General features: G+C 59.6%; 13 protein-coding genes. All 13 read right to left on the reverse strand.

Annotation, left to right across the window (positions count from 1 at the left end):
• Positions 1-21: 21 nt before the first annotated feature.
• The 13 genes from KW839_RS16285 to fdx all read right to left on the reverse strand — a co-directional run bounded on the left by KW839_RS16285 (position 22) and on the right by fdx (position 12,656).
• On the reverse strand, positions 22-813 hold the full coding sequence (locus tag KW839_RS16285; RefSeq protein WP_060543118.1) for an amidohydrolase: 792 nt from the start codon (positions 811-813) through the stop codon (positions 22-24).
• A complete protein-coding gene (locus KW839_RS16290; protein WP_218424913.1) occupies positions 801-1,949 on the reverse strand; it encodes a pyridoxal phosphate-dependent aminotransferase in 1,149 nt (382 codons plus the stop codon). Before KW839_RS16290 ends, KW839_RS16285 begins: the two co-directional genes overlap by 13 nt.
• 690 nt (positions 1,950-2,639) lie before the next feature.
• Positions 2,640-4,109, reverse strand: a complete 1,470-nt coding sequence (gene der / locus KW839_RS16295; RefSeq protein WP_060543116.1) for a ribosome biogenesis GTPase Der — start codon at positions 4,107-4,109, stop codon at positions 2,640-2,642.
• 213 nt (positions 4,110-4,322) lie between these two features.
• Positions 4,323-5,474, reverse strand: a complete 1,152-nt coding sequence (gene bamB / locus KW839_RS16300) for an outer membrane protein assembly factor BamB (protein WP_218424914.1) — start codon at positions 5,472-5,474, stop codon at positions 4,323-4,325.
• Positions 5,467-6,108, reverse strand: coding sequence for a tetratricopeptide repeat protein (locus KW839_RS16305; protein WP_218424915.1), 642 nt, complete (start codon positions 6,106-6,108; stop codon positions 5,467-5,469). The genes bamB and KW839_RS16305 overlap by 8 nt, the downstream gene beginning before the upstream one ends.
• A gap of 41 nt (positions 6,109-6,149) precedes the next feature.
• Positions 6,150-7,439, reverse strand: coding sequence for a histidine--tRNA ligase (gene hisS / locus KW839_RS16310; RefSeq protein WP_218424916.1), 1,290 nt, complete (start codon positions 7,437-7,439; stop codon positions 6,150-6,152).
• A gap of 39 nt (positions 7,440-7,478) precedes the next feature.
• The gene (gene ispG / locus KW839_RS16315) at positions 7,479-8,588 is read right to left on the reverse strand and encodes a flavodoxin-dependent (E)-4-hydroxy-3-methylbut-2-enyl-diphosphate synthase (RefSeq protein WP_060543112.1); all 1,110 of its coding nucleotides are present in this window, start codon (positions 8,586-8,588) and stop codon (positions 7,479-7,481) included.
• Between the two features lie 3 nt (positions 8,589-8,591).
• Positions 8,592-9,638, reverse strand: a complete 1,047-nt coding sequence (locus tag KW839_RS16320; RefSeq protein WP_218424917.1) for a RodZ family helix-turn-helix domain-containing protein — start codon at positions 9,636-9,638, stop codon at positions 8,592-8,594.
• Positions 9,638-10,396, reverse strand: a complete 759-nt coding sequence (gene pilW / locus KW839_RS16325; RefSeq protein WP_218424918.1) for a type IV pilus biogenesis/stability protein PilW — start codon at positions 10,394-10,396, stop codon at positions 9,638-9,640. The genes KW839_RS16320 and pilW overlap by 1 nt, the downstream gene beginning before the upstream one ends.
• A 12-nt stretch (positions 10,397-10,408) precedes the next feature.
• Positions 10,409-11,557 (reverse strand): 23S rRNA (adenine(2503)-C(2))-methyltransferase RlmN, encoded by a 1,149-nt coding sequence (gene rlmN / locus KW839_RS16330; RefSeq protein WP_218424919.1) that lies wholly within the window; start codon positions 11,555-11,557, stop codon positions 10,409-10,411.
• Positions 11,558-11,585: 28 nt separating this feature from the next.
• The gene (ndk, locus tag KW839_RS16335) at positions 11,586-12,011 is read right to left on the reverse strand and encodes a nucleoside-diphosphate kinase (RefSeq protein WP_024014216.1); all 426 of its coding nucleotides are present in this window, start codon (positions 12,009-12,011) and stop codon (positions 11,586-11,588) included.
• A gap of 88 nt (positions 12,012-12,099) precedes the next feature.
• Positions 12,100-12,300 carry a Fe-S cluster assembly protein IscX gene (iscX, locus tag KW839_RS16340; protein ID WP_060543108.1) on the reverse strand — a complete coding sequence of 67 codons (201 nt, stop codon included), beginning with the start codon at positions 12,298-12,300 and terminating at the stop codon, positions 12,100-12,102.
• 14 nt (positions 12,301-12,314) lie between these two features.
• A complete protein-coding gene (gene fdx, locus KW839_RS16345; RefSeq protein ID WP_060543107.1) occupies positions 12,315-12,656 on the reverse strand; it encodes an ISC system 2Fe-2S type ferredoxin in 342 nt (113 codons plus the stop codon).
• Positions 12,657-12,658: the final 2 nt, after the last annotated feature.

The following is a 12,658-nucleotide window of genomic DNA, read 5'->3' on the forward strand; positions in this document are numbered from 1 at the left end:
AACGGTCAGGCAGTGAAAATATCAGGTGAACTCGAAGGTATCGGCATCCAGGTTCGCCGGAAACCGCGTGCGATACGCCGCCAACTCCGCCGCATTCAGCACCACAGTGAACACCCCGTCCGCCTCACCGGCACCGAGCAACGTCTCACCCTGGAAATCCAGGACCTGACTGTCGCCGGTATAGGCAAAGCCCTTGCCATCAGTCCCTATGCGATTAACCGCCGCTACATAACACAGGTTCTCGATCGCCCGTGCCGGCAACAGGCGGTTCCAGTGCTGGCGTCGTGCGCCCGGCCAGTTCGCGGTGTACAGCAACAGGTCGGTGTCCTGGGCATCGCGACTCCACACCGGGAAGCGCAGGTCGTAGCAGATCAGCGGGCGTACACGCCAGCCCTTGAGCTCGAACTGCACCTGACGCTCGCCGGGGGTGTAATGGTTATGCTCGCCGGCCATGCGAAACAGATGGCGTTTGTCGTAATGCAGCACCTCGCCGTCCGGGCGCGCCCACAACAGGCGATTGCGATGACTGCCGTCGGCGGCCTGAATGATGACACTGCCGGTGATCACCGCATCGAGCCTTAGCGCCTGGGCCCGCAGCCATTTGCTGGTGGGGCCGTTTTCCGCCTCGGCGAGGGTCTCGGATTCCATGGAGAAACCGGTGGTGAACATCTCTGGCAGGATGATCAAGTCCGCGCCACGAGCTTCATCCAGCAGGGGCTCGAAATGCTCCAGGTTGGCCTGGCGGTCGTGCCAGGCCAGGGAAGTCTGGATCAACGCGACCGTCAGGTTGGGTAACGCACTCAGATCACGCATAGTTTTTCCGCCGCTTCTCGCAGCGTCTCCTCGCGCTTGGCGAAGCACAACCGCACCAGGCGCTGGCCTTCGGGCGGGGTCTGGTAGAACACCGAGATCGGAATGCTCGCCACCCCGTGTTCGCGGGTCATCCACAGCGCCATCTCGACATCATTGAGGTCCGGACGGATCTGCGAGTAATCGACCAGTTGGAAGTAGGTGCCGGTCACACGGGTGAATTTGAAGCGCGACGGCGCCAGCAGATCGCAGAAAAGATCGCGTTTGGCCTGATAGAAGTCCGGCAACTCTTCCACATGCTGTGGCTGCTCGGCCATGAAATCGGCCAGGGCGTATTGCAGCGGGGTCACGCCGCAGAAGCTGACGTACTGATGCACCTTGCGCAGCTCCGCCGTCAGCGCCGGTGGGGCGACGACGTAGCCGGTTTTCCAGCCGGTGACGTGATAGGTCTTGCCGAAGGAACTGACAACGAAAGCACGCTGATACAGCTCTTGGTGATTCAGCACGCTGACGTGAGGTACACCGTCGAATACCAGGTGCTCGTAGACTTCGTCGCTGAGGATATAGATGTCGCGATCACGAATCAGATCCGCCAATTGATCCAGCTCGGCACGGCTGATCAGCGCGCCGCTCGGGTTGTGCGGCGAGTTGAGAACAATCATCCGCGTGCGCGGGGTAATCGCATCAGCGAGTTTCTGGAAGTCGATGGAAAAATCATCGAGCCCGAGTTGCACATGCACGCAACGCCCGCCTGCCAGTTCAGTCGCCGGTTCGTAACTGTCGTAGCAAGGGTCGAACACGATCACTTCGTCGCCGCTGTGGATAACCGCCTGGATCGCACAGAAGATCGCCTGGGTAGCGCCGGGGGTTATCGTCACGTCGTTGTCGGCATCGACATTGACGCCATAGCTGCGCGCGATCTTCGCCGCCACTTGCTGACGCAACGCCGGCAATCCGGTCATTGGCGAATACTGGTTATGGCCGCTGGCAATGTGCCGCCCGACCGCATCGCACAGGGCCTGCGGAGCGTCGAAATCGGGGAAACCCTGGGACAGATTGAGCGCGCCGGTTTGTGCCGCGAGCTGAGACATCTGAGTGAAGATGGTGATGCCGACATTCGGCAGCTTACTGGTGATCATCGGTGGTTCCCTGCTCTACACCCGGCTCTACGGCGGCGCGGGGGAGTTCGAGGATAGCCCATCCGGCGCCCATAAAAAAAGGGCGCCAACCGGCGCCCTCCTTCTGATGATAAACACATAACCTTGTGGCGAGGGGGCTTGCCCCCGTTGGGTGGCGTAGCCGCCCTAAACCATCCACGCAGTCTGTCAAAAAACCGCAGTGCAGGTTTTACGACTGCTTCGCAGCCGAACGGGGCGATGCGGCGGTCCGACAAGCCCCATCACCACAATACCCCCGCACAACAAAAATGGAGTGTGGGTCTTGAATCAGCACCTTGTGGCGAGGGGGCTTGCCCCCGTTGGGTGGCGTAGCCGCCCTGAGACCATCCACGCGGTCTGTCAAAAAACCGCATTGCAGGTTTTACGACTGCTTCGCAGCCGAACGGGGCGATGCGGCGGTCCGACAAGCCACCTCGCCACAATAACCCCGCACAACAAAAATGGAGTGCGGGTCTTGAATCAGCACCTTGTGGCGAGGGGGCTTGCCCCCGTTGGGTGGCGTAGCCGCCCTGAGACCATCCACGCGGTCTGTCAAAAAACCGCATTGCAGGTTTTACGACTGCTTCGCAGCCGAACGGGGCGATGCGGCGGTCCGACAAGCCACCTCGCCACAATAACCCCGCACAACAAAAATGGAGTGCGGGTCTTGAATCAGCGCTTGTCGCGGCGCTTCTTGTCGGCCTTCTTGTGGTGCGACATCAAGCGACGCTTCTTGTTGACCTGGCGGTCGGTCAGCGAGTTCTTGTTGCCTTCGTACGGGTTTTCGCCGCCCTTGAACTCGATGCGGATCGGTGTACCGACCAGCTTCAACACACGACGGTAAGTGTTTTCCAGGTAACGCACGTAAGACTTCGGCACCTTCTCAATCTGGTTACCGTGAATCACGATGATCGGCGGGTTCGCGCCACCCAGGTGGGCATAACGCAGCTTGATCCGGCGATTGTTGACCATCGGTGGCGCGTGCTCACCGACCGCGTCTTCCAGAATCTGGGTCAGGCGGTTGGTCGGCCAGCGGGTGACCGCAGACTTGAACGAGTTCTGCACCGACGCGTAGAGGTTACCCACGCCAGTGCCGTGCAGGGCCGAGATGAAGTGGATGTCGGCGTAGTCAACGAAGAACAGACGACGCTGCAGCTCGACCTTGACGAAGTCGCGCTCGCTCGGCGTCATGCCGTCCCACTTGTTGATCGCGATAACCAGCGCACGACCCGACTCAATGGCAAAGCCCAACAGGTTGAGGTCGTGATCCACCACGCCTTCGCGGGCGTCCATCACGAAGATCACCACGTTGGCGTCTTTGATCGCCTGCAGGGTTTTGACCACGGAGAATTTTTCGACTTCTTCGTGGATCTTGCCGCGCTTGCGCACACCGGCGGTGTCGATCAGCGTGTACTTCTCTTCGTTACGCTCGAACGGGATGTAGATACTGTCGCGGGTGGTGCCCGGCTGGTCGTACACGATAACCCGGTCTTCACCGAGCATACGGTTGACCAGGGTCGACTTGCCGACGTTCGGACGGCCAATGATCGCGATCTTGATCCCGTCTTTTTCGCTCGGGCCAGGAATGCGCTTGGCTTCCTCGCCTTCGGCAACGATCTCTTCCTCGCCTTCTTCCGGCTCTTCTTCGTCTTTCGGGAAGTCGCTCAGGGCGATTTCCAGCATCTGGGTGATGCCACGACCGTGAGCACCTGCGATCGGAATCGCGTGGCCCATGCCCAACGGAGCGAATTCGGCGCGGGCCATTTCAGGGTCGATGTTGTCGACCTTGTTGGCAACCACGTAGGAACGCTTGTTACGTTTGCGCAAATGCTCGGCGATCATCTGGTCGGCGGCGGTAAAACCGGCCTTGGCATCTACCAGGAACAGCACAACATCCGCTTCTTCAATGGCCAGCAGTGACTGCTCGGCCATTTTTTCGTCCATACCGTGCTCGTCACCGGAGATACCACCGGTGTCGACCAGAATGTAGGAACGCCCTTGCCATTTGGCCTCACCGTATTGGCGATCACGGGTCAGACCGGACAGGTCGCCGACGATGGCGTCGCGAGTCCTGGTCAGGCGGTTGAACAAGGTGGACTTGCCGACGTTCGGTCGGCCCACCAGGGCGATTACGGGAACCATGCGGCTCTCCACTTCGTTATTTCAGAAAATACAAAAGCCGCTGCTAGGCAGCGGCTGGTGCTCGGGCAGCAATCTGTAGGAGCGAGCATGCTCGCGAGAAACGCCATGGCACCGCGATTAATCAGACTGCCAGCGTTATCGTTGACGTCCATCGCGAGCCTGCTCGCTCCTACAGAAAAGCCGCTGCCTGGGGTTAAACCCCAAGCATAGTCGTTACTTGATGGTCAGGGCTTCCAGTTTGCCGCTGTTGCCATACACATAAATCGTGTCACCCACCACCAGCGGACGGGCACGCAGGCCGTCGCTGTCGATGCGCTCGCGGCCGACGAATCGACCGTCCACCTGACTCAGCAGGTGCAGGTAACCTTCCAGGTCACCGACTGCCACGTAGCTGGAAAACACTTCCGGAGCCGACAGTTGACGGCGAGCCAGCGAGTCGTTGCTCCACAAGGCTGTGGTGGAACGCTCGTCGACGCCTTCAACGGTGCCCGAAGACAGGCTCACATAGACGGTGCCCAACCCTTGGGCGACACCGGCATAGCTGGAAGCATCACGCTGCCAGAGCTGGCGACCGCTTTCCAGGTCCAGTGCCGCAACGCGACCCTGGTAGCTGGCAACGTACAAGGTACCGCCGGACAGCAGCAAGCCGCCGTCGATATCGACCACACGCTCCAGCTCCGAACGACCTTGCGGGATCGCAACACGCTGTTCCCACACCGGCACGCCGTTGGAGATATCCAAAGCAACCACTTTACCGGTCGACAGGCCAGCCACCGCGAGGCGGTTGGTCACGATCGGCGCACTGGTGCCACGCAGGGTCAGTACCGCTGGAGTGCTGTCATAGATCCAGCGACGATCACCGGTGGACGCATCCAGGCCGATCAGACGGTCGTCCTGGGTCTGAACCACGACCACGTCACCGTTGTTGGCCGGCGGTGCGAGTACTTCGCTGGACACGCGAGCGCGCCATTTCTCTTCACCGTTGATGGCGTCCAGGGCAACGATTTCGCCCTGCAGCGTACCGATCATGACCAGACCGTAACCCACGCCAACGGCGCCGGACACAGGCAGTTCGAGATCTTTCTTCCACTTGACGTCGCCATTGCTGCGATCCATCGCCATCACCACACCGGTGACGTCGGCGGCATAGATGGTTTCGCCATCGATTGCCGGCACCAGCATGTTGTAGGTTTCGCCCTGACCGTCACCGATCGAACGACTCCACTGCTTGTGCAGAACCACTTCTTCCTTGAAGTCAGTCAACTCGGCCGGAGGCAGTTCTTTTTTGCTGTTGCTGCTGCAACCCGCGGCCAAAATGGCCAGGGCCAGCAGTGCTGCATGTTTCCAACGGATCACGTCACGCATCCCCTTTGGCCAGATCGTCCAGCTTGATTTGCAGGCCACCGACCGCCGCTTCATCCGACAGTGCCGCCTTGGCTTTTTGATACGCCGCGTTCGCTTCCTCAGTACGACCCAACTGCACCAGCAGATCGCCCTTGAGTTCTTCACGAGTGGCCAGGAATGCCTTGTCGGCATCGCCTTCGAGCAGCTTCAGGGCTTCATCGGCCTTGTTCTGGGCACCCAGCACCTGGGCCAGACGCTGACGGGCAATTTCGCCCAGCGCCGGGTTGGCCGGCTTGTCGGCAATGGCTTTGAGCTGGCTGGCAGCGTCGTCCAGCTTGCCGCTGTCGACCGCGACCTTGGCCACGAACAGGCTGCCGTATTGCGCGTAGGCACTGCCGCCAAATTCGGCGTTGAGCTTGCCGGCCAGATCGGCGACACGCGCTGCATCAGGCTTACCGTCAGGCGTCAGCGTGGTTTCCAGCAATTGCTGATAGAGAATCGAAGCGCCTTGCGCCTGATTGTTCTGATACTTGTGGAACGCCTGCCAGCCGAACACGATGACCAGCGCCAACAGGCCGCCAGTGACCAGGGGCTTGCCGTTGCGTGACCACCAATCCTTCAAATCCGCCAGATGTTCGTCTTCGGTACTCGACACCCCAATACTCCTTAATCGCTAAATCGGCTGTTCAGACAGCTTCAACCCTGCACGACGCAGGTGGCCAGGTGTGCAGCAAGCGCATCCCAGGCAATGCTTTGTTGTTCGCCCTGGCCACGCAGGGGTTTGAAACCTACCACTTGCTGGGCCATTTCGTCGTCACCGAGAATCAGCGCATACAGCGCGCCGCTCTTGTCGGCTTTCTTGAACTGGCTTTTGAAACTGCCGGCGCCGGCATTCACTTGCAGGCGCAGGTTGGGTAATTGATCACGTACCCGCTCGGCCAAGGCCAGACCAGCCAGTTCGGCCTCTTCACCAAAGGCACAGAGGTAGACGTCGACCTGACGGGAAATCTCTTGCGGGATCTGCTCCAGGGTTTCGAGCAGCAGCACCAGGCGCTCGATGCCCATGGCGAAACCAACGCCTGCAGTCGGCTTGCCACCCATCTGCTCGACCAGACCGTCGTAACGACCACCGGCGCAGACGGTGCCCTGGGCACCCAGCTTGTCGGTGACCCATTCGAAAACGGTCTTGCTGTAGTAATCCAGCCCGCGAACCAGCTTCGGGTTGATCACGTAAGGAATGCCGGCAGCGTCCAGGCGAGCCTTGAGGCCCTCGAAGTGCACGCGCGATTCTTCGTCGAGGTAGTCGGCCATCTTCGGCGCGTCGACCAGGATCGCCTGTGTGTCGGCGTTCTTGGTGTCCAGTACCCGCAACGGGTTGGTTTTCAGGCGGCGCTGGCTGTCTTCGTCCAGCTTGTCCAGATGTGCGGACAGGAACTCGACCAGCGCTTCACGATAGCGGCCACGGGACTCGCTGGTGCCCAGGCTGTTGAGTTCGAGCTTGACCGCATCGCGAATGCCCAGCTCGCCCCACAGGCGCCAGGTCAGCACGATCAGCTCGGCGTCGATGTCCGGACCATCAAGGTTGAACACCTCGACGCCGATCTGGTGGAACTGGCGATAACGGCCTTTCTGCGGACGTTCGTGGCGGAACATCGGGCCGATGTACCAGAGTTTCTGCACCTGGCCACCGCCGGTGATGCCGTGTTCGAGCACAGCACGCACGCAAGCCGCCGTGCCTTCAGGGCGCAGGGTCAGGGAGTCGCCGTTACGGTCGTCGAAGGTGTACATCTCTTTTTCGACGATGTCGGTCACTTCACCGATGGAGCGTTTGAACAGCTCGGTGAACTCGACGATCGGCATGCGGATCTGCTTGTAACCGTAGTTATCCAGCAGGCGCGAAACGGTGCCTTCGAAATGACGCCACAGGGGGGTCTGATCGGGCAGGATGTCGTTCATGCCACGTATGGCTTGCAGAGACTTGCTCACTTTAAATCCTTAAATTCGTTCGGCTCTTTTCAGCCCGGCTTAGCCACGTGCGATAACGGCAGCGTCAGCTTCGACCTTTTCGGCCGCTTTCTCGCGGATCAAGCGTTCAAGCTCATCCACCAGATTGTCATTCGTCAGTTTCTGCGACGGCTTGCCGTCGATGTAAATCAGGTTTGGCGTGCCGCCGGTCAAGCCGATATGGGCCTCCTTGGCTTCACCCGGGCCGTTTACCACGCAACCGATCACCGCAACATCCAGCGGCACCAACAGGTCTTCGAGGCGCCCTTCCAGCTCGTTCATGGTCTTGACCACATCGAAGTTCTGCCGCGAGCAGCTCGGGCAGGCGATGAAGTTGATACCACGGGAACGCAGGTGCAGGGACTTGAGAATGTCGTAACCGACTTTCACTTCCTCGACCGGGTCGGCCGCCAACGAGATGCGAATAGTATCGCCAATCCCTTCGGCAAGCAGCATACCGAGGCCCACGGCTGATTTCACCGTGCCTGAACGCAAACCACCGGCTTCGGTGATCCCCAGGTGCAGCGGCTGGACGATTTCCTTGGCCAGCAGGCGGTAGGCTTCGACGGCCATGAACACGTCGGAAGCTTTCACGCTGACCTTGAAGTCCTGGAAGTTCAGGCGCTCGAGGTGCTCGACGTGGCGCAAGGCGGATTCGACCAGCGCGGCCGGGGTCGGCTCGCCGTATTTCTTTTGCAGGTCTTTTTCCAGGGAACCGGCGTTGACGCCGATACGGATCGGAATCCCGCGGTCACGGGCCGCATCGACCACCGCACGCACGCGGTCTTCGCGACCGATGTTGCCAGGGTTGATACGCAGGCAGTCAACGCCCAGCTCGGCGACGCGCAAGGCGATGCGGTAGTCGAAGTGGATGTCGGCAACCAAAGGTACTTTGACCAGTTGCTTGATCTTGCCGAAGGCTTCGGCAGCGTCCATGTCCGGTACGGAAATGCGCACGATATCGACGCCGGCCGCTTCCAGGCGATTGATCTGGGCAACCGTGGCCGCGACATCATTGGTGTCGCTGTTGGTCATGCTCTGCACAGCGATGGGCGCATCGCCGCCGACAGGTACGTTACCGACCCAGATCTTGCGTGATTCGCGACGTTTGATTGGAGATTCGCCGTGCATGACTTATTGACCCAACTTCAGGCGAGCAGTCTCGCCACTGGTGAACGGAGCGACATCGACCGCCTGGCCGTTATAGCTGACTTGCGCACCCCGGGCGAAGCCCAGGCGCACGGCAAACGGTGGCTTGCCGCTGAGGGAAGCGCTATCGCCTTTACGCTTTAGACCGCTCAACAGCACCTTGCCGTTGCCATCGGTCACTTGCGTCCAGCAATCGGCGGTGAATTGCAGTTGAACCTGGCCCTGGCCGGCAACCGGGGCGGCCGCGGCAGGCGCTGGAGCCGGAGCGCTCGGAGCAACCGGAGCAGTCACGACCGGAGCCGTAGCCGCAGGCACCGCCGGAGCGGGGGCTGCCGGAGTTGCCACAACCGGGGCGGTGCTGTGAGTTGGCGCAACAGGTGCTGCAGCCGGTGCGGTCGGTGCTGTCGGCACGGTGGAAGGTGCGGCAGCCTGAGTGTCGGCCGGTGCCTGTTCGGAAGTCTCGGGCTGCTGCAAGGCAAGCGTGGTTTCGCCTTCTGCCTGGCCTTGCGCGACGGCCTGGTCTTCCGGCTCGTCCAGCGGATGAATCTGGGTAGTGCCGTCGGCGCCTTCGACTTCGACGTGCTCCGGCGCCAGACCGATCAGGTCCTTGGTGCGCAACGAAGCCTGATCCTGCCACCAGACAAACCCGCCACCGATCACCGCGATCAGCAGCAACAGGCTGACAATGCGCAAAATGGTGTGGGAAACCCGTACAGGCTCTTCGATACGACCCAGGCTGTGGACACTGCTGCCCTTGGAATCGGTGCCGGTGGACTGGTCGAACTGCTGAACCAGAACGGCCTGGTCCATGCCGAGCAATTTGGCATAGGCGCGAATATAACCGCGGGCAAAAGTATGCCCAGGCAGCTTGTCGAAAGCGCCGGCTTCCAGATTGCTCAGGGAAGTGGTGGTGAGGTTGAGCTTGAGGGCCACTTCGGCCAGCGACCAGCCATTGCTTTCGCGGGCCTGGCGCAGGATTTCACCTGGGTTAACGCGATTCGCTGCTACAACTTCGGGATGCGCCGCTTTCATCATTGCTCCGACAGGTATTGCTGATATTCCGGCGTACCGGGATAGAGTCGTTTTAATTGCAGGCCCGCACTTGCGGCCTTGTCGCGATCTTCAAACACTTTTGCCAGCCGAACGCCGAGCAATAGACTACGTGCATTTTGTTCGGCAAGCAGGCTAAAACGGTCGTAATAATCGCGCGCGGGCACATAATGCCTGTCTTCGTAAGACAACTCAGCCATTTCCAGCAATGCACGTGGCTGCTGGCGATTCAAACGCAAGGCTTTTTCCAGCTGCAACTGGGCCAGTTCACGCTGCCCAAGCTTCGACGCGGTCATACCCAGGTTCTCGAACACCCGCGAACGCTCAGGATACAGGGTATCGGCAGCCGCTTGTTCAAAGCGCTGGTAAGCGTCCTTGTAACGTTGCTGCTGGAACAGAAAACTGCCGTAGTTGTTAAGGATACGCGCATCAGCGGGGCGTGAAGACAGCGCCTTGCGAAAATGCTCGTCGGCAAGCTCAGGCTCCATCTCGGCCTGGAACACCAGCGCCAGTGCCGCGTTGGCATCGGGGTCGGTGCTATCAAGCTCCAACGCCTTCTTCAGCGGGACCTTGGCGCGCTCGGTCATACCCTGTTGCAAATAGCCGATGCCGAGCTGCACGTATGCCTCGCGCGCTTCATCACGGCCCTTGCTGGTCTTGAGCGGGTTGTAATCACCCGAAAGAACACAGCCAGCGCAGAGGCTGGCCAACAGCAACAGCAGCGCAAAGCGCAGGGACATAGAGATCCTCTCTTAGTTATTGTTCGCAGCGTTCGAAGCGATATCGTTGTCGGCGTTCAATTCACGCACGGCAATATAACGTTCGCTGCGACGGGTGCGATCCAGCACCTGTCCTACCAACTGACCACAAGCGGCGTCGATGTCTTCACCACGGGTGGTGCGGACGGTAACGTTGAAACCGGCATGATGAAGCTGATCCTGGAACCGACGAATGGCGTTGTTGCTCGGTCGCTCGTACCCGGAATGCGGGAACGGGTTGAACGGGATCAGGTTGATCTTGCACGGGATGTTCTTGAGCAGCTCGATCATCTCGACTGCATGCTCGACCTTGTCGTTGATGTCCTTGAGCAAGGTGTACTCGATGGTCAGCACGCGCTTTTCGCCCAGGTTGGACATGTAGCGCTGGCACGACTCGAGGAGCATCTTAAGCGGATACTTCTTGTTGATCGGCACCAATTGGTTACGCAATGCGTCATTGGGTGCGTGCAGGGACAACGCCAGGGAGACGTCGATGTGCTTGGACAGCTCATCGATCATCGGTACCACGCCGGAGGTCGACAGGGTTACACGGCGCTTGGAGATGCCGTAGCCCAGGTCGTCCATCATCAGGTGCATGGCCGCGACGACGTTGTCGAAGTTCAGCAGCGGCTCACCCATGCCCATCATCACCACGTTGGTGATGGCACGGTCGACGGTTGCCGGGACGCTGCCGAAAGATTTGTTGGCAATCCACACCTGGCCGATGACTTCGGCGGCGGTGAGGTTGCTGTTGAAGCCTTGCTTGCCGGTGGAGCAGAAACTGCAGTCCAGGGCACAGCCTGCCTGGGACGAAACGCACAAGGTGCCGCGTTTGCCCTGGGGAATGTACACGGTCTCGACGCAGCTGCCGGACGCCACGCGCACCACCCACTTGCGGGTGCCGTCGCTGGAGATGTCCTCGCTGACCACTTCCGGACCACGGACCTCGGCAATGGCCTTGAGCTTATCGCGCAGGGCCTTGCTGACGTTCGTCATGGCATCGAAATCATCGACGCCAAAGTGGTGAATCCATTTCATTACCTGACCGGCACGGAAACGCTTCTCCCCGATTGAGTCGAAGAATTTTTCCATTTCCAGCTGGGTCAGCCCCAGCAGGTTAGTTTTTACAGTCGATGTAGTCATGGATTCACCTTCACTCTTAAGCCAATGCTTAGCGAGTGGTTACTTCAGTAGCTGCGAAGAAGTATGCGATTTCGCGAGCGGCAGCGGCTTCGGAGTCCGAACCGTGAACGGCGTTGGCGTCGATCGATTCAGCGAAGTCAGCACGGATGGTGCCGGCAGCAGCTTCTTTAGGGTTGGTAGCGCCCATCAGCTCACGGTTGCGAGCGATAGCGTTTTCGCCTTCCAGAACCTGAACAACAACCGGACCGGAAGTCATGAAGGCAACCAGGTCACCGAAGAAACCGCGCTCGCTGTGCTCAGCGTAGAAGCCTTCGGCTTCGGCTTTGGACAGTTGCTTCAGTTTCGAAGCTACAACGCGCAGGCCAGCGTCTTCGAAGCGAGTGGTGATCTTGCCGATCACGTTTTTAGCAACGGCGTCAGGCTTGATGATGGAGAAAGTACGTTGAACAGCCATGGTGTAACTCCAGAAACGGTAATTTACGAAAAATTAAACCCGCGAATTATACGCGGGTTCTCGGGTATTGCCTAACCTGCAGCGTGGCTCAGTCGCGTTCTTCGATCCAGTGGGCCTGAATGGCCTCCAGGATCTTTTCGCCACAATGCTCAGGCTTGTCGTCGAACTCGGGCAATTCCATCACCCATTTACGCAGATCGACGAAGTTGACCGACATTGGGTCAACATCGGGCTTGGTTTCAGCCAGCTGGATCGCGATTTCCAGCACATCAGTCCACTTCAGACTCATGACAATTCCTTGAATCAGTGCGGCGCTTCGGCTGCGTGGTTGAGCGAGTACTTCGGAATTTCGACGGTCAGGTCTTCGGTACCGACCTTGGCCTGACAGCCCAGACGGGACTCACGCTCAAGACCCCAAGCCTTATCAAGGTAGTCTTCCTCCAGCTCATCCGCCTCTTCCAGCGAATCGAAACCTTCGCGAATGATGCAGTGGCAGGTGGTGCAGGCGCAGACGCCGCCACAGGCACTTTCCATCTCGATATGGTGTTCGTGAGCCAGTTCGAGGATGGACGTACCGGTCTCAGCCTCCACAACCATGCCTTCGGGGCAAAACTTCTCGTGTGGCAGAAAAATGACCTGCGGCATCG

It is taken from the genome of Pseudomonas sp. PDM31 (assembly GCF_019218965.1).
In the GTDB taxonomy this organism is placed as follows: domain Bacteria; phylum Pseudomonadota; class Gammaproteobacteria; order Pseudomonadales; family Pseudomonadaceae; genus Aquipseudomonas.